Below are 18,260 nucleotides of genomic sequence, written 5' to 3' on the forward strand. Positions count from 1 at the left end.
CAAGTTGAAAACCGGAACAATATTATTATTTATTTTAGTACTTTGAGCAGTTTCGCGCTCAGGACTTAGGTATGCGCAAAAAATATGCCCGATGCCACAAAGTGGACAATAAAAGTTTGCCAAAAATTCGGAAAACATCGATACGATTCATTACAGATTGTTATAGCAGGGGTCCTCATCATTGCTGTTATAGCAACAAGTCACATCATGATGGAATATGCCATCACATTTTCACGCAAGGAAGCTCGATGAATCGACATTTCACGATGCCACGGGCGTCACGGCGGTCGCTTATTGCGCTGCTGTGTACCGTCCTTCTTCTGAATTTGGGATGGGGAGCGCTCCCGCAAGCCTCCGCCGCTCCCGCAACAGGTGCTCTTACCAATGTATCCGTTGGCATCACCGGCGATGATACCTACGGCGATTACGATGCCGACCCGAAGAACGGGAAAGTTGGGTACGGATCGCGCGTCTCATTCCAGTGGGCTTTCGTAGCATCTGATGCTACCTCCGCCACCATCTCGCAGACTCTCCCGGAAGGCTGGAGCTGGGAAACCGGCCCCGGGCTTGACGCCGTGCTGGGCGGAACCGCGAACGGTGTGGAACGCTCCTACACCGTGAGCGCAGATGGCCGCACTCTCACCGCCACCGTGAGTAATGAGGGCGGTTCCGGCACCGCTGCTGTGGTCATCCAACCGATTATTGCGCGGCCGGGCACCGGAGTGGGCCCGGGCAGCACCTACAGTCCCGAACTGCTGGTGACCGACGCGCAGGGGGAGCGCACTGTTCCGGTATCTGGTGATCTCACCTCCGTTGAAGTTGTTGGGCAGCTCGACTTCGATCTTGGGCACGGCCGTGATCCAGTTGATGATACGGGTACCTACCGCGGGGAAGGCCCCTATAATTTCGGCTCCGGCACGGAAAAAGGCAATCTCTTCGGTTTCACGCCGAAGTACAGTTTCCCCTTCTCCGATAGGTGGACGTTTGAGAAACCCCTCACCACCGCGGTCACATTTACGATCATGGTGCAAGAACCCGGCGCTAATGCTCCGCGTCCCTTCATTCCGGAGCGATGGGCAGTTGCGCCGGTGCGGTCGGGGATAACTGCCGAAAAAGGGGACTCCTTCGGAAAATTCACTCTCACGGGAGCCCAAGCTCGGGATGGGAATTCCGCGGCTTATGTGCAATACCGAGTGTGGATTCCCGCTTCTGAGTTTGCGAAATTGGCTAATAAGACGGTGGTTACTTTCAGCAGTTCCGTCACTCCGGTAAACCCGCGGGGCAGCTCTGCGTCGTCGCCCTCACAACCTCTCCACGAAACAAACCCGCTCAATAATACTGAAACCCTCACATGGACAATCGACCGGCCTACGGAAGGGCGGCTCCTCACAGATACCAATCAGCGTTACGGCAGGCATCCAGAGGGAGCCGACCCGGACGCGATGCGGGCAAGGCCGAGCTTGGGGCACAACGGCGTTGTGCCGCCGAATACTCCGTATGCACTCATCGGCGTTGCTTACCAGTATCTGGATAACACCCGCCTGGGCGGTCAGTATGAAAGCGTGGGCTCGGTCGATAACCAGGTCACCCTCAACGCGGGCAATCCGGCCTACCAACGCATGGATCCGCGCACCGCGCGCCTGTTCGTAAAAACCAGCGATATCCCCGGGGACCCCTACCCCAAGGGCATGCCCGGCGAAACAGCGAACGGCTACTATGAGATTCCAAAATCGGATTATGACCTGTACGTGCGGGCTGGTGCACCAGGTAGTCCGGAGCTGCGGGAATTCCGCCCACTATCCGAGTATTCGGGCGATTTTAGCGACGTTTATGCGTTGCAAGCCCGCCCCAAAGTGAATAATGGCAATTTGCTGTCCATGCGCACAGGCCCATCCGCTGCGCGAGAGCGCTACCATATGTACTTCACAGTCCAAGCGGTGGCAAGCTCGGACGCGGTTTTTGTTGATGACGGTATTAGCTTCTCCGTGGATATGCGGTCGAAGTACCAGGGAAGAAATCAATATAAAGGCACCGGAGGGCGCATTTTCGTCGCGGTTGGAGAAGCTCGTTTTAGGTCATCTTTGTTCACCGATATTAATTCGGACGGATCTGCTGGCAACCGCGTCACGGTAGCGAAAACAAATAATAAGTATCGCTACACTGTCCGCCCGGAAACCTTCCTCGTCCCCAACTCTCCGCAAACGACAGCCGCACACGCTCAGGTGCTTATGTGCATTCCCGCGGAAGTAGTGGATGTGGATCTGTCTCCCGTGGATGCCGCCACGTGGAGGGGGAGCAAGGCTTCCGATGCGAATCTCTGCGCGGATGGGCGCACCCCGTACCTCTTCGATTACGTGGCCAATGGCGGCAAACTTCCGGTGGGCCAGCAGCTGCCCGAGATTCCCATCAATCTGCACATAGGGCCCTATTTACCCGAATCCGGCCAGCTCAATCTGGATTCCTATTTCCGCGGGGATGACCTTCGGAAGTGGTATTGGAGAGATGTGATCGATCAGGCCGGCTGGCAGGCCCAAACCTCCACCGATGTCACTATGGTCCTGGTTGCCGGAGCGAACTACCTCAAGACGCTCCGCACCCCCAGCATCCAGCGCAATGAGCCGGCATCCTACCTCCTGGAAATGTATAACACCACCATGGATTCCATGGGGCACGCGATTTTCGTGGACGAACTGCCCTACGCGGGCGACGGGCGCGGCACTACCGTGACCCCGATCCTTACCGGGGTGGAACGTCTCCAGGGAGAGGCCGCTAATGTGAGTGCCGAATATACGACGGCGCCGCACGGCACCATCGGGGCCGCCCCGGCGGAGGGCGTCACCTGGCAGGAACTGACGGCTTCCACGGACCTTAGCCAGGTCACGGCACTGCGTTTCATCATCAACGATTTCGCTACCGGCCCGGCCGGCGGCGCGCGCTACGCCCTTACTCTGGAAGCTCCGCAGGCGCCGGCCGGCGCGGTCATCGCCAACACCATGACCGGCCTGCTGCGCACCACCTCGCATTCCCCGCTCCCGCTCACCGCCGCCGAACCGCAAAGCGCTACCGTGGTCGCCGCAACCGTGAGCGGGCGGATTGCCGTGGATATTAACGACGACGGCGCAAGCGCGGATGACACCGCGCTGGCCGGTGCCACCGTGCGCCTCCTGGATGCCAGCACAGGCGACCCGATCCTCAGCCCCAGCGGCGCTCCGGTAGAAACAACCTCGGCAGCCGACGGCACCTATTCCTTCGATAATGTACTGGCCGGAACCTACCGCATCTCGGTCACCCCGCCGGCCCCGGGAGGCAGTGCGAGCTACGTGCCGAGCTACTCCCCGGCCGGTAAAGACGGAGCCACCAGTGCCGTGGTGACGGTGGCGCGGGCAGCCAAGTTGGACGGCCAAGACTTTGGTTTCTTCCACGCCCAGCCCGCCCTTGCTCTCACCAAGACAGCTGCGCTTGCCGACGGTGATGCAGGCGCGAATGCGGCGGCCGGAGATACCGTGACCTATACCTTCACCATCACGAATAACGGGAACGTTCCCATTACGGAGATTGCCCTGAGTGACCCGAAGGTAAGCGGCCTTGCCATGACCTGGCCTGATGCTGCCCAACCGGGCACGTTGGCGCCGGGCGCCGTCGCCACTGGAATCGCGCACGCCACTCTCACCCAAGCCGATATCGACGCGGGCCGCGTGGACAATACCGCGACAGTCACCGGAACCTCGCCGCAGAATACCCCGGTGCAGGCCACGGCTACGGTGACCACTCCGTTGCCCGCAGCCGGCGCCCTCGCGGTGACCAAGACGGCTACGCCGCCGGCAACTATCTCGGCGGGTGAGCAGGTGCAGTACAGCATTACAGTGAGCAATACCGGCAATGTCACCCTGAGTGACGTGACGGTGACGGACCCGTTGCTCGGCGGCACCGTGGGGGCGGTTTCCACGCTCGCACCAGGAGCACGCCAGCAGGTGAGCGGCAGCTACACCCTTACCCAGGCGGATATTGACCGCGGCGGCGTGGATAATATCGCCACGGCTACTGGCATCGACCCGAGCGGAACAGCGGTGAGCGCCCAGGGAACCGCCACCGTCCAGCTCCCCGAAGCCCCGGCGCTCGCGGTCACCAAAACCGCTACGCCGCCGGCAACTATCGCGGCCGGTGAGCAGGTGCAGTACAGCATTGCAGTGCGCAATACCGGCAATGTGACCCTGCATGGAATTGTTGTGAGTGATCCGCTGCTCGGCGGGAAACTTGCCACCATCACCACCCTGGCCCCGGGAACTATCGGCACGGTGAGCGGCAGTTACACCCTCACCCAGGCGGATATTGACCGCGGCAGCCTGGAGAACACCGCCACGGCCGCGGGTGCATCCCCGCACGGTACCGCGGTGGAGGGTAGTGCCACGATTACGACCCCGCTGCCCGGGACCGCGGTGTTGCGCCTGGTGAAAACGGCGACGACGCCCGCCCAGCTGCGTGCCGGCGAACCCGTGGAGTACTCCATTGAGGTGAGTAATAGCGGCAACGTGACCCTCAGCGGCGTCGTCGTATCTGATCCGTTGCTGGGAGGGGAACTGGGTACTATCACAACGCTGGCACCCGGTGCCTCTCAGCGTGTTACCGGAACTTATACGCTGACGCAAGCGGATGTGGACCGCGGCAGCCTGGAAAACACCGCCACGGCTACCGGTACGGATCCGCACGGAACAGCGGTTACAGCCAGTGATAGCGCTACCGTGAGCATCCCGGACGGCGCCCAGATCCAGGTGATCAAGCAGGGGAGCGTACCGGAGCGCGCGGGCGAGATGCTGCGCGCCGGTGACGAAGTCACGTGGACCTTTACCATCACTAATCGCGGTACCACCACGCTAAGTGGGGTGGCACTGCGCGATGAGCTTCCTGGCTTGAGCGCGGTGAGCTTCGGTGCGTGGCCCGGTGCGGCCGGGGTCCTCGCTCCGGGGCAGTCGGTGACCGCCAGTGCAACCTCGCCGGTCACTCAGGGGCTGCTTGATGCTGGCGTGGTGGAGAATACCGCGAAGGTGAGCGCGACATCGCCGCGTGGGTTGGAGGTGCGCGATAGTGCCACAGAAACCGTGGTGCTCCCGCAGAGTCCCTCATTCGCTCTGGTGAAAACGGGCAGCGTGGAGAAGGAAAACCCGCGCGCAGGTGATATTGTCACCTGGTCTTTCGCGCTGGAGAACACCGGAAATACCACCCTGCGCAACGTTGTTATTCAGGACGACTTCCCGGGACTGTCCGAGATTGAGTACAGCTGGCCGGGTGAGGCTGGGGTGCTCGCTCCGGGTGAGAAGGCCAGTGCGAGTGCAACCTCGGTGCTCACCCAGGAGCAGGTGGATGCGGGTACCGTTCGCAACGATGCCAGCGCCACCGGGGTGACTCCGGGCGGGGATACCATCACGAATAAGCCGGGCGACCCGGAAATTCCAGGCAGTGGCGGCCACGGTGACATTACCATCACCGGACACCCGGGGATGACGATGGAGAAAACCGCGAAGGTGGATGGGGATGTCATCATCTACCGTTTCGAGGTGGTCAATACTGGAACAACGACGCTCACCGGCATCACCATCGACGATCCAATGGCCGGGCTGGGCCCCATCGAGTACAGCTGGCCGGGTGCGTCCGGGGTATTGGCTCCGGGAGAAGCGCTTCTAGCACACGCCCGGGCGAAGATCACCGCACCGATGCAGGGAACGACGGTAACCAATACCGCAACCGTCACCGCAGTGACTCCGGGTGGGGAGAAACTCACGGGTGTCACGGCGAGCGTGGACACCAAGGTTCCACCCGCCCCAGCATCTACGAAGCGGCTGAGCCATACAGGTGCTGAGCTCACGGCGCCCATCGTTCTCGCGATTCTCCTCCTGGCTGGAGGTAGCGCATTGCGGCGGCGAGAGAACGCCAGCTAAGCGCACCATTAACGTGACGGAACGCAGCTGAGTCGCATACAGCACGCAGGGCCCGGTCGGGATTGTGATCCCGGCCGGGCCCTGGTGTGCGGGTGGCCGCGTCGTGCTCATGGGTGCCTCCACTGATAGGTACCTGCACTGATGGGCACCCGCGCTGATGGCGGCGTAGCGCTGACGGCTTGCGGGTGGCGGCGCGGTGCACCGCTCGCCGCCACCCGGCCGCCGTGTTGGCGGGCAGTGCCGCCTGCTTAGCCGGCGACCAGCACGTGCAGCTGGCGCGGGCCGTGCACGCCCTCCACGCGGCTCAGCTCGATATCCGAGGTGGCGGACGGCCCGGCCACGAAAGTAATCGGCTGGCCATCGCGTACCGAATCCTGGAGCCGAGTCATCGCCTCGGGAGTATTGGAAACAACCTGGTCGGCACGCAGTATGCACACATGCGCATCGGGTACCAGAGTGAGCGCCCGCCGGCCCTGGTCAGCGCGATGGTCCATGGCGAACGTGCCGGTATTGGCCACCCCGACAGCGGCGGCCGTCACCACCGCATCAATCTCGTTGAGTTGGCGGGCGGTCAGGTTATCGTCGTCGTATATCTGGAAACCATCCGCCGCAATAGCCGCGCGCCACGCGGAATCCAGCCCCGCGGGAAGCACCACGGAACGCGCGCCAATCGCGTGTAGGTGTGCGACGATAGCCGCCGGGACCGCTTCCGGTTCCACCCGCTCCACCTCGGCCTTGTAATCGGCCACGAGCTCGAGGAAATAATCCACGATGTCGCCCTCGATGGCGGTGGGCTGGTTGTATTCCCAGCTGATCGCGGATTCTTCCGGATCCTGGCTGGGCACATCGCCGAGCGCGGAGCGAATCCGCGCGAAAATCTCATCACGTGCCGAGGTCATGACAGCTCCTCAGTGGTCGGGCGGCCGAAAATATCAGGTGCGCAGGTCGGGTTCGGCGGCAGCTGCGGAGCATTCGCCGACGCGCTTTGCCCCGCCGCGGGCGGCAGCTGCGGTAACTGCTGAGGGGCAGTTGGCGAATTGGCTGCGCCGTCGATCAGACTCGGATCGCAACCGAGCTGACCCTGCAACTCCTTCTGCATGCGCTTGAGCTGCCGCGCTTCGCGTTTCTTGCGCCGCGCGAACGTGGCGCGGGCGCTGCGCTTGGGCAGCATCGGGACGTCGCGGGCCCGCGTCCAGCGATGCACGCCGGGAATATGCCAATTCCCGATGTGATGCATGAACAGGCCCATGATCTTCCCGCCCACGCTGGCCATGCGCGCCGCGGCGCCCAGGCGCCAGCCCTTGCCCATAACCCAACCGCCGCCGGCCATGAGAATCGGCTCCACGTGCGGGCGCAGCCCGGCCTCCGCGCGTTTCTTATCCACCGCTTTGCGGCGCAGGTGCACGAGGATATTCGAGATCGGAATTTTCACCGGGCACACTTCATTACACGCCCCGCACAGGGTGGAAGCGAAGGGCAGGGAGCGATCCACCACCGATTCCAGGCCGCGAATCTGTGGGTTGAGAATCGCGCCGATGGGTCCGGGGTAGACCGAGCCGTAGGCGTGCCCGCCCACCTTCTCATACACGGGGCAAATATTCAGGCAGGCCGAGCAGCGAATGCAGCGCAGCGCCGCGCGCCCGATCGGGTCGGAGAGCACCTTGGTGCGCCCGTTATCCAGCAAAATAATATGAACATCGCGCGGGCCGTCACCTTTGCGGGCGCCCGTCCAAATGGTTCCGTAGGGGGCCATGCGCTCGCCGGTGGACGAACGCGGCAGCAGCTGCAAGAACACCTCGAGATCCTGGAAGGTGGGAAGAATCTTCTCAATACCCACCACGGAGATGAGGGTTTCCGGCAAGGTGAGGTTCATGCGGCCATTGCCTTCGGATTCCACCACCACCAGGGAACCGGTTTCCGCAATCGCGAAATTCGCGCCGGAAATCCCGACTTTGGTGCGCATGAACTTTTCGCGCAGGTGCACGCGGGCCGCGGCGGCCAGCTCGGCCGGCTCGTCGGTCACATCGGGCGGGCAGGGGGTGCCGTACTGGCCCATCTCCCGCAGGAAAATCTCGCGCACTTCGCTGCGATTGCGGTGAATCGCGGGAACCAGAATATGGCTGGGGCGGTCGTGCCCGAGCTGCACAATAAGCTCGGCCAAATCCGTTTCCCAGGCCGCGATCCGCGCCTCTTCCAGGTGTTCGTTCAGGTCAATTTCCTGGCTGACCATGGACTTGACCTTGGTGACTTCACTTTCCCCGGTGGCGCGCACCAGGTCGATCACGATCCGGTTGGCTTCCTCCGCATCGCGCGCCCAGTGCACATGCGCCCCGGCGGCGGTGGCGTTCTTTTCAAACTCTGCCAGATAATGATCGAGGTGGCGGCCCACCCGGTTCTTAATATCGGCACCGGCCTGGCGAATATCCTGCCAATTATCCAGCTCGCTCACCACCGCCTGGCGCTTCGCGCGAATCGTGTGGGTGGCGTGATGGAGATTCTTCGCCTGCGTTTCGTTGCCCAGCTCGCGCACCGCGGCCTTGGGGAAGGCCGGGGAATCAAGCAGATCCCCTTCGGGCGGAGCCGGGGTAAGGCGTTCCAATTTCAAAGTTTTCATGCGATCCTCCCGGCGGGGGTGGTAGCGGTTCCGGTTGCGGTCACGGCACCGGCGGCACCCGCTACGGACGCGCCCACGGCACCGGCGCCAACCGGCGCGGTCTGCACCAGCAAATTGACCATGTGAATGGGGCGGACGGGTTTCTTCTCGCGATGCAGGATCCCGCCGAAGTTCATGAGGCAGGCATTATCGAGGCTCGCCACGTATTCCGCCCCGGTTTCGATCACGTGCCGGGCCTTATCCCGCCCCAGCGCGATAGATACATCCGAGTTCTTCACGGAGAACGTGCCCCCGAAGCCACAGCACTGGCGCATATCTTCGAGCGGAATATATTCCAGCCCGCGCACCGCCTGCAGCAAGCGAATGGGCCGGTCGCCCACCTCGGCCACCCGCAGCGAATGGCACGAGGCGTGATAGGTCACCGTGTGCGGGAAATACGCGCCCACATCCACGGTTCCCAGCACGTCCACGATGAACTCGCTGATGTCGTAGACCCGTTTTTGCACTTCGTGGACGCGCCGCGCCAGCTCATCCTCACCGGCATCCAGGGCCAGCATCTCATGCTGTTCGCGCACCGAACCGACGCAGGATCCGGAGGGCCCCACGATATAGTCGTAGTCTTCAAAAGCTTCGAGGAAAGCCCGCACGCTCGGCAGCGCCCGGTCAAAATATCCGGTATTCGTGAACATCTGGCCGCAGCACGTCTGGGCGCGCGGGAATTCCACCTCGCACCCGAGCCGCTCGAGCAGCACCGCGGTGTTATTCACGGTATTCGGGAACATCACCTCGTTAATACAGGTGGCGAAAACCGCAACTTTCTTGCGCGGTTCCGGCCCGGGAATCAGGGTCATATCAACTCTTTTCTTTCGTTGTTATTACGACGACGCCGCCGCTGCGCGGCGCTATGCCCGGCCACCCGCGGAACTCTGGCAGGGCGGGAATTTATTTAGGCGAGGAACCCAACCAGCAGACACAGGAGGATGAGCAGGCCGCAGGCCCAGGGCAGGGACTTGCGCAGCAGCACGGATTCCTCGCCGACCATATCCACCCCGCCGGTGGCAATTGCCAGGGTTTGGGGGCTAATCATTTTGCCCACGGCCCCGCCCACGGTATTGCAGGCCACCAGCAGCCCCGGATCCGCCCCGATCTGGGTGGCGGCGGTGTGCTGCAGATTGGCAAAGAGCGCCGTCGTTGAGGTTCCCGAACCGGTCACCGCGGTGCCGATCCACCCCAGAATCGGGGCGAGGAAGGGGAAGACGGAACCGGCCCCGGCAATCCAGGTGCCGATGGTGAGGGTCTGCCCGGAAAGGTTCATAACGTAGGCGAGGGCGAGCACCGAGCCGATGGTGAGGAAGGTCCAGCGCAGCTTGTAGACCTGGGCGAACATGAGGCGCGCCACCGCGCCCGGGCGCATCCGGTAGCAGGCGGCCAGCACCAGCGCGGTCAGGAGCAGCAGGGTGCCCGGGGAGCTCAGCCAGGCGAAGGTGTAGGTGGTGGAGGCGGCGGGCGTGCCATCGGCGGCGCGCACCAGATTCTCACCCCCGGCCCACAGGGCCGGCCAGTGGATGGTCACGTTTGTGGCCGCGAGGGCACTGCGGATTGCCGGCACCATCTGGGTGGTCACGAAAACGGCCACGATAAGCACGTAGGGGAAGATGGCCCAGGCCAGGGCCGCGGGGCGGATCCGTTCGGTGGCCGGTTGGGGTGCGGCGCCGGTGAGGCGTTCGGCCGCGGCGCGGCTGCCGCGCGGTTGCCAGATGCGCAGCAGCGCGATGCCGACCGCCAGGCTCACCAGGGCGGGAACCATATTGACCAGGCCGGGTGCCAGGGTGCGGGCGGCGAGCCAGGTGCTCAGCGCGTAGGAGGCGCCCACCGCCAGGGCCAAGGGCCACACCTGAGCTAGGCCGCGCCAGCCGTCCATAATGAGGAGCAGCGCGAAGGGGATGAGCCAGACGAGCACGCTGGTTTGTTCGCTGATCTGGGCGGAAAGGGTGGCGGCATCGATGCCGGTGAGGTTCGCGCCGGTGAGCACGGGCGTGGCCATTGCCCCGTAGGGCACCGCGAAGGTATTACCCACCAGCACGGTGAGCGCCGCCTTCCAGGGCGCGAAGCCGAGGGCGAGGAGCATAACGCCGCAGATCGCCACCGGCGCCCCGAAACCGGCCAGCGCTTCGAGGAGGGCGCAGAAACTGAAGGCGATGAAAATGCCCAGGGCTCGCGGATCGGGGGAAAGCCGCGCGAAGGCCTGCATGAGGGTGTCATGGTGCCCGGAGGCCACCGTGAGCTCGAAGAGGATAATCGCGGTGAGAACGATCCAGGTAATGGGGAAGATGCCGAAAACGGCGCCTTCCAGGCCGGCGGAGAGCGCCATTCCGGCGGGCATACGGAAAGCGAAAATCGCTACCGCAAGCGCAACGACGACGCCGCATACCCCCGCCCAGTGCGCTTTCATATGCACGACGCCCAGCAGGAAGAACACCGTGAGGAGCGGCAGGAGGGCCACGAGGGCGGAGAGGGTGAGACTCCCCAGTGGCGCGGCGGTTTGTGTAAAGGCTTCCACGATGTTCTCCTTTTCATCGCACGAGGTTGGCTCGGATACGGGTCGGTGAGCAGCGTTGGTCACGGCGGTCGAATCCGAATCCGCTTAAGTCTGATTAGAATCGTACGGACGTAGGTCACAAGATAAAAATTGAGAGCACCAAAATTCGCGTGAGGTTGATTACAAAAAGGTGGGTAAGGGACTCCTTACTCTGGCGGAAATTTAGTAAATGTGCTAAATGATCCGGCGCGTTGTGCGGGTGCCTAGATATGTAGCTGGCGCCCCGCGCACTCCGTGCGCCCGGTGTGGCCCTCGGGTGTCTTCCAGCCCCGCTCGCGGACTACCCCGCATGACACGCCGGGCGGTGTGGTTACCGGCTTCACAAAGCGCGGGCCCAAAGTCCTAAAACCGCGTAAATAGGCGCAAAGTGGGAGTGGCGGCGTCGTCGTAAAAACCACAAGTTCTAGTGGTCTTTTGTTCTAGGTGCCACTAGGTGTAGTGTTTAGCCTTGTAGTCGTTCCACCACGCACACAGCGTGACAATCCGAATCCGAGGAGACCCCATGAGCATTACCGTCTACACCAAGCCCGCGTGCGTGCAGTGCAATGCCACCAAGCGCGCGCTCGATAAGGCGGGGCTGGAGTACGAGCTCGTGGATCTCACTCAGGATGCGGAGGCTCTTGCCGCGGTGAAGGCCCTCGGGTACCAGTCGGCGCCCGTGGTTTTCGCGAACGGTCATCACTGGTCCGGCTACCGCCCCGATGAAATCAAGGCGCTCAAGGCCGGCGCGCAGGCCACCGCGGAACCCACCCTGGTGACTGCCTAAGCTGGCGGTGCGGCCGCGTGCCGCCCGCTGAGGAAAGAACCGATGGCACGTATCGTCTATTTTTCTTCTCAAACAAATAACACGCACCGGTTCGTGGAAAAGCTCGGCTACGATGCCGTGCGCATCCCCATCCACGGCGAAACGCCCGTGGTGGATGAACCCTACGTGCTTATTTGCCCCACCTACGGTGGCGGGAACCATCGCGGCGCCGTGCCGCGCCCCGTCATCAAATTCCTCAATAACGAACACAACCGTGCTCTCATCCGCGGGGTGATCGCCGGAGGAAATACCAATTTTGGCGATGTTTACGGACTCGCCGGGGATGTTATCGCCGAAAAATGCGGCGTCCCCATGATGTATCGCTTTGAACTGCTCGGCACGCCCACGGACGTCGCCACGGTTAAGGAAGGTTTGGAACAGTTTTGGGCAACGCAACACTAACGGATACCGGTTCGGAAAACCTGGGTGATTCGCTCGTGGATTACCACTCGCTCAATGCCGAGCTCAATTTGTACGATGCCGAGGGCAAGATCCAATTCGATAAGGATCACGAAGCCGTGCGGCAGTACTTCCTCCAGCACGTCAATAAGAACACCGTGTTCTTCCACGATCTGGAAGAAAAGCTGGAGTACCTCGTGCGCGAAGGCTACTACGAAAAGCGCGTGATCGATGCCTACGATATGGCCTTTATTAAGGAGCTCTACAAGAAGGCTTACGCGCATAAGTTCCGCTTCCCCACCTTCATGGGGGCCTTCAAATACTACACCTCCTACACCCTGAAAACTTGGGATGGCACCCGCTACCTGGAGCGTTTCGAGGATCGGGTGTGCATCGTGGCGCTCGCGCTGGCCGATGGGGATACCGAGCTGGCCACCAACCTCATGGAAGAAATGATTAGCGGGCGGTTCCAGCCGGCCACCCCCACCTTCCTCAATGCCGGCAAGCAGGCCCGCGGGGAACTGGTCTCCTGCTTCCTGCTGCGGGTGGAAGACAATATGGAATCCATCGCCCGCGCGATTAACTCGGCGCTCCAGCTTTCCAAGCGCGGGGGCGGGGTGGCGCTCAACCTCACCAATCTGCGCGAGCAGGGTGCCCCGATTAAGCGCATCCAAAACCAGTCCTCCGGGGTGAACCCGGTTATGAAGCTGCTGGAGGATTCCTTCTCCTACGCGAACCAGCTGGGGGCGCGCCAGGGCGCGGGGGCCGTGTACCTGCACGCCCACCATCCGGATATCATGCGTTTCCTGGATACCAAGCGCGAAAACGCGGACGAAAAGATCCGTATTAAGACGCTCTCCCTGGGCGTGGTGATCCCGGATATTACCTTCGAGCTGGCCAAGAATCGCGAGCCGATGTACCTCTTCTCTCCCTACGATGTGGAGCGGGTCTACGGTAAGCCGCTCACCGAGATCTCGGTGAGCGAGAAGTACCGCGAAATGGTTGATGACAAGCGCATTAAGAAGACGAAGATCGATGCGCGCCAGTTCTTCCAGACCCTCGCGGAGATCCAGTTCGAATCCGGCTACCCCTACATCGTTTACGAGGATACGGTCAATAACACCAACCCGATTAAGGGCCGGATTACCATGTCCAACCTGTGCTCGGAAATCCTCCAGGTCTCCGAGGCCTCCGAATACAATGCGGATCTTTCCTACAAGCACGTGGGCAAGGATATTTCCTGCAACCTCGGCTCCCTCAATATTGCCAAGGCCATGGATTCGGAGGATCTGGGCAAAACCGTTGAGATCGCGGTGCGGGCCCTCACGGCTGTTTCCGACCAGACCAGCATCGATTCGGTGCCCTCCGTCAAGCGCGGCAATGAGATGTCCCACGCTATCGGGCTGGGGCAGATGAACCTGCACGGCTACCTGGGCCGCGAGCGGATCTTCTACGGAAGCGAGGAAGCCCTCGACTTCACCAATATGTACTTCTACACGGTGGCCTACCACGCGATCCGTTCCTCCATGCTGCTGGCCAAGGAACGCGGGGAGCGCTTCGACGGCTTCGAGGATTCCACCTATGCAAACGGTGCTTACTTCACGAAGTACCTCGAGCAGGAGTGGGTCCCGCAAACCGAGCGGGTGCGCGAACTTTTCGCCGCGCATCATATCCCCACCCGGGAAGATTGGGCGCAGCTAGCTGCGGACGTGGCCGAATACGGGATGTACAACCAGAATCTCCAGGCGGTTCCGCCCACCGGTTCCATCTCCTATATCAACCATTCCACCTCCTCGATCCACCCGATCGTGTCCAAGATCGAGATCCGCAAGGAAGGCAAGATTGGGCGCGTGTACTACCCGGCACCGTACATGACCAACGACAACCTGGAATACTTCCAGGATGCCTACGAAATTGGCCCGCAGAAGATCATCGACACCTACGCGGTGGCCACCCAGCACGTGGACCAGGGGCTTTCCCTCACGCTGTTCTACCCGGACACCGTGACCACGCGCGATGTGAACCGCAATTACATTTACGCGTGGCGCAAGGGCATCAAGACGCTCTACTACATGCGTATCCGCCAGGCCGCCCTCCAGGGCACCGAAGTGGAAGGCTGCGTCTCCTGCATGCTGTAGTAGGTATGCGGTGTTTACTTGCGCCGCGTGGGTAAACGGTGTTTACCCGTGGCGCGGGTGAGCGGAGCGGGCCTGCGGGCTGTGTGCTTGCGCGGAGCGGGCCGGTTGCGTGGAAACGTGACCGGCCCGCTCGGCTTAAGCGCGGGCGCTTCGTTTCGGTGGGGAACGACGACGGCGCCGCGCCCCGCGCTCCGTGCCGCGGCGATGCCGGGCACGGGCCCGCGGTACGACGGCGCAGCTAGCGGCCCTCCGGCCCGGTGAGCTCGAGAAGGGAACGGATATCCGCCCCTGAAATGGGCCCGCGGGCCGCCTCATCAACCAGGCCGGCCAGCTCCCGCTTGCGCGCCTGGAGTGCGATGACTTTCTCCTCGATGGTATCCGCCGAGGCGAGCCGGTAGACGGTGACCGGCTTATCCTGGCCAATACGATGGGCCCGGTCAATGGCCTGCTCTTCGGCGGCCGGATTCCACCACGGGTCCATAATGTACACATAATCCGCTTCCGTGAGGGTAAGCCCGGTACCACCCGCCTTGAGGGAAATAAGGAACACCGGGGCGCTGCCATCGCGGAAGGCCGCGATTGCTCCGGCGCGATCCCGGGTGGAACCATCCAGGTAGCTATAGGTAATACCCTCCCGATCCAGCTGGTGGGCAATACGCTCCAGATAGGTGGTGAACTGGGAGAACACCAGGGCCCGGTGGCCTTCCGGGATAATCTGCTGGAGGTGCTCAAGGAGCAGATTGGTTTTCGCCGGCGGGGTGGTAATGCGCCCGTCCACCAGACCCGGGTCGATAGCCATGCGCCGCAACCGGGTGAGGGAAGCCAGAATCGAAATGCGATTCGCATTCGGGTCATCGATAAGCCCGAGGATTTCCTGGCGTTCACGTTCCAGCTGCTTGCGATAGCGCTGCGCGTGGGCGGGTGCGAGGGGCACACTCAGCTCGGTCACGGTGCGGGCCGGGAGGTCCTTGGCCACCTCGGCTTTGCGGCGTCGTAACATAAAGGGCCGCACCAGGCGCGTGAGCAGCGCGGCAGCCTCTTCGTCATTAAATTTCTCAATGGGGTTCTGGAACTGCTCGGTGAAACGCGCGTGCCCGGGGAGCAGGCCGGGGCTGGTGAGGGCCAGCAGCGCCGCCAAATCCGAGAGGCTATTTTCCACCGGGGTGCCCGTGACCGCGAAGGTCCAGGGGCGGGTGAGCGCGGCGACGGCGTGGTAACCCACCGTGCTGGGGTTCTTCACTGCCTGGGCCTCATCGAGGATCACCCCGCCCCAATCAACCTTCGCGTACTCCGCGCGCTCCAGGCGCAGCAGGGTATAGGAAGTCACCACAATATCCGCGCTCGCGGCAATATTCGCCAGGGCCAGTGAACGGCGTTTACCCGAGCCGGTAATGGTGTGTACCCGCAGCTCCGGGGTGAAGCGCTCCGCTTCGCTGCGCCAGACCGGCACCACGGAGGTGGGAGCCACCACGAGCACCGGGCCTTCCAACTTGCCCTCCGCCCGTGCGCCGCTAATCATGGCGAGCATCTGCGCGGTTTTGCCCAGGCCCATATCATCGGCCAAGATCCCGCCGTAATGAGCCCTTGCCAGGTGGGTGAGCCAGGAATAGCCGGCTTCCTGATAGGAACGCAGGGTGCCCTGGAACGTTTCGGGAACCGGCACCGGCTCGCCCAGGTGATCAAGCTGGGTGAGCGCATCGGTGAGCGCCTGCGGATTGGCCAGCGCGGAAAGATCCAGGGCGTGGGCACGCGCCCTGGGCACGGAGATACTCTCGGGGGTGACGGTGCCGAGAGCTGCGGCGTCGTGCAAAAGCTGGCGCAGCGCATCGAAGTCGCTGCCCAGCGGGATCAGCACATCGCCGAGGATGAGGTGGTCGTGCCCGCTGGTCAGTGCCTCGTAGAGTACGTTGAGTGGTATCTGATGCTCGCCGACGTCGACGGTGATATTGAGGTCAAGCCAGTCGTTCTCCTCGCTCACGCTGGTGCTCAACACCGGGGCATCGGTCACGATAGTGAGATCGGCATCCTCCATGACGGTAGTGGTGATACCTGCCTCGCGCCAGGCCGGAATAACGACTTCGCGCAGGGTCTGATAGATGCTGAGGTCCAAACTTTGGGTTGTTAGAAGGTCAAGCGGTGGCAGCTTCGTGGCCTTCGTCCAGATTTCACGCACCGCGGTCAGCTGTTCCCGAGGCGCCTCATGCAGGAGACGGTGCACCGTCAGTTCCGTATAGAGGGATGTGCTCTCCGGATCTTCGGATTCGGCGGGGTTCTCACTGCCATCGGCCGGCAGCATGCGCCGCCCCAAGTACCACTCCAGGAGGAAAGCGCTGTGCCGATAGTGCGCGCCGTCCTCAGCGGAAGGGCGGCGAATAAGCGCGTGGAGATTCGGTTCGGCGAAGCGGTGCGGCGTGAAGGCGCCGTCGGGGGAAACAACGGGGATATCCTCCGGGAGTTCCGGGAGGAGATTGAGTTCAAAAACAGGAACATCCGCCGCCGGGATGGTGAGAGGATGGGCATCTTCCGCGGCTTGGAAAAGATAATCGGGGATCGTGGAGCGCAGGCGCCCCAGAATATAAGCACCGTCCTCGTAACTGAGGGCGAGAGGCGGGGTGGTACCCGCAAGAACTTCGGCGGGGGTACCGTTCGGCGTTTCCGGGAGTACCCGCAGAAGCAGGTCATTACTATCAGGTTCGCGGGCGGAAAGGCTCAACTGCACACCCCAGGGGTCATGAGCCAGGCGCAAGGGCTGATCAACATCACCGCAGTAAAGCTCAACGCCGGCATCGTGGACGTTACGCAGGTACGCCATCGCGGCGGTGCCGAGGTCCCGGAGGGAAATATTGGGGTTGGAATAGGGATTCCGCCGGGCTGCCTCGTACAAGTTCCGGAGCGCGCTGAGCTGGAGCGGGTCAAAGCCATCAGTATTGGCGCGGGAGCCGTACCGCGGCGCGATAGTGGACCACGCGGTACTCCGCCGCGACCATTCACCGTTGAGGTTGCGCTGCGCGGGATACAGCACTCCCGTAATTTTCCCATTTTCCGGATTGCGGCCGAGAATAAGCCCGAGGCCCCGCGTTTTCGGGGTGGATTGTGCCTGATGTAATACCCGCGTCAGCAGTGTGCGCCAGGATCTATCGGCGCAATTTTCTGCGCATATCAGCAGGGTTGCGAGGATATGTTTACAGTATTGAGCCACCGGGCAGGAACAATAGGCCAGGAGCGGGTCAGTATCTTCGATAACGACCTGGTAGGTATGCCCGTTGCCGAGTACGTGGGCCGTAATCTCCCCGGAGTCTTCGGAGATATCAAGGACGTGGCCATCCTCCGCGTAACGTTCCGCACGCGCGCGGGTTTGCGGTGAGAAATAAACCTCGTAGTCATCCAAGGTTAGCGCCGCAATCTTTGAACTTAGTGTGACAGCCATCCTTTAAGTTTAAGACGCATCCGGGGATGAGGAAAGTCCGGGCTCCTGGAGCTCAGGATTCTCTGTGTGCACCGGGTTTTCCGCGTGCTCCAGCTTCTGGGTGTGCTCCAGCTTCTGGGTGTGCTCCAGCTTCTCCGCGCGGGCATTCGCCAGGCGCGTGAGCGCCCCGAGGAAACGCGCCAGCGCAATACCGACCACCGCGATCACCACCGCGCCGGTCAGATACAGCAGCGGACCGGCAAGAACGGAAAGAATAGCCAGGATATTTTGCCACAGCATAGGTGCTCCATTCTGCGTAACTCCGCGCGATGGTGGACCGGCCGGCAGCCGGCCAGGTAGTTCACC

General features: G+C 62.3%; 10 protein-coding genes. 4 read left to right on the forward strand and 6 right to left on the reverse strand.

Annotated features, from left to right (window positions below):
* Positions 1–248: 248 nt before the first annotated feature.
* On the forward strand, positions 249–5,933 hold the full coding sequence (locus ACRQDJ_RS04815; protein ID WP_435717845.1) for a DUF7507 domain-containing protein: 5,685 nt from the start codon (positions 249–251) through the stop codon (positions 5,931–5,933).
* A gap of 248 nt (positions 5,934–6,181) precedes the next feature.
* On the opposite strand, the gene ACRQDJ_RS04820 is transcribed toward ACRQDJ_RS04815, so the two are convergent.
* The 4 genes from ACRQDJ_RS04820 to ACRQDJ_RS04835 all read right to left on the reverse strand — a co-directional run bounded on the left by ACRQDJ_RS04820 (position 6,182) and on the right by ACRQDJ_RS04835 (position 11,107).
* Entirely contained in the window at positions 6,182–6,832 is a 651-nt protein-coding gene (locus ACRQDJ_RS04820; RefSeq protein WP_435717846.1) for a LutC/YkgG family protein, read from the reverse strand.
* Positions 6,829–8,547 carry a LutB/LldF family L-lactate oxidation iron-sulfur protein gene (locus ACRQDJ_RS04825; protein ID WP_435713495.1) on the reverse strand — a complete coding sequence of 573 codons (1,719 nt, stop codon included), beginning with the start codon at positions 8,545–8,547 and terminating at the stop codon, positions 6,829–6,831. The genes ACRQDJ_RS04820 and ACRQDJ_RS04825 overlap by 4 nt, the downstream gene beginning before the upstream one ends.
* A complete protein-coding gene (locus ACRQDJ_RS04830; RefSeq protein WP_435717847.1) occupies positions 8,544–9,398 on the reverse strand; it encodes a (Fe-S)-binding protein in 855 nt (284 codons plus the stop codon). The genes ACRQDJ_RS04825 and ACRQDJ_RS04830 overlap by 4 nt, the downstream gene beginning before the upstream one ends.
* Before the next feature lie 95 nt (positions 9,399–9,493).
* Positions 9,494–11,107, reverse strand: coding sequence for an L-lactate permease (locus ACRQDJ_RS04835; RefSeq protein ID WP_284895990.1), 1,614 nt, complete (start codon positions 11,105–11,107; stop codon positions 9,494–9,496).
* A gap of 541 nt (positions 11,108–11,648) precedes the next feature.
* On the opposite strand from ACRQDJ_RS04835, the gene nrdH reads away from it, so the two are divergent.
* The 3 genes from nrdH to nrdE are packed head-to-tail and all read left to right on the forward strand — an operon-like array spanning position 11,649 to position 14,488.
* Positions 11,649–11,912 (forward strand): glutaredoxin-like protein NrdH, encoded by a 264-nt coding sequence (nrdH, locus tag ACRQDJ_RS04840; protein ID WP_026429161.1) that lies wholly within the window; start codon positions 11,649–11,651, stop codon positions 11,910–11,912.
* A 42-nt stretch (positions 11,913–11,954) separates the two neighbouring features.
* Complete coding sequence (gene nrdI / locus ACRQDJ_RS04845; protein ID WP_026429160.1) at positions 11,955–12,353, forward strand: class Ib ribonucleoside-diphosphate reductase assembly flavoprotein NrdI; 399 nt, start codon at positions 11,955–11,957, stop codon at positions 12,351–12,353.
* Entirely contained in the window at positions 12,335–14,488 is a 2,154-nt protein-coding gene (nrdE, locus tag ACRQDJ_RS04850; protein WP_435717848.1) for a class 1b ribonucleoside-diphosphate reductase subunit alpha, read from the forward strand. The genes nrdI and nrdE overlap by 19 nt, the downstream gene beginning before the upstream one ends.
* A 238-nt stretch (positions 14,489–14,726) precedes the next feature.
* Here nrdE and ACRQDJ_RS04855 read toward each other — a convergent pair whose 3' ends face one another.
* Positions 14,727–17,915 (reverse strand): DEAD/DEAH box helicase, encoded by a 3,189-nt coding sequence (locus ACRQDJ_RS04855; protein ID WP_435717849.1) that lies wholly within the window; start codon positions 17,913–17,915, stop codon positions 14,727–14,729.
* 9 nt (positions 17,916–17,924) lie between these two features.
* Positions 17,925–18,194 (reverse strand): hypothetical protein, encoded by a 270-nt coding sequence (locus tag ACRQDJ_RS04860; protein ID WP_284895998.1) that lies wholly within the window; start codon positions 18,192–18,194, stop codon positions 17,925–17,927.
* Positions 18,195–18,260 lie beyond the last annotated feature (66 nt).

Source organism: Actinotignum urematis (genome assembly GCF_051264595.1).
Lineage (GTDB): Bacteria > Actinomycetota > Actinomycetes > Actinomycetales > Actinomycetaceae > Actinotignum > Actinotignum timonense_A.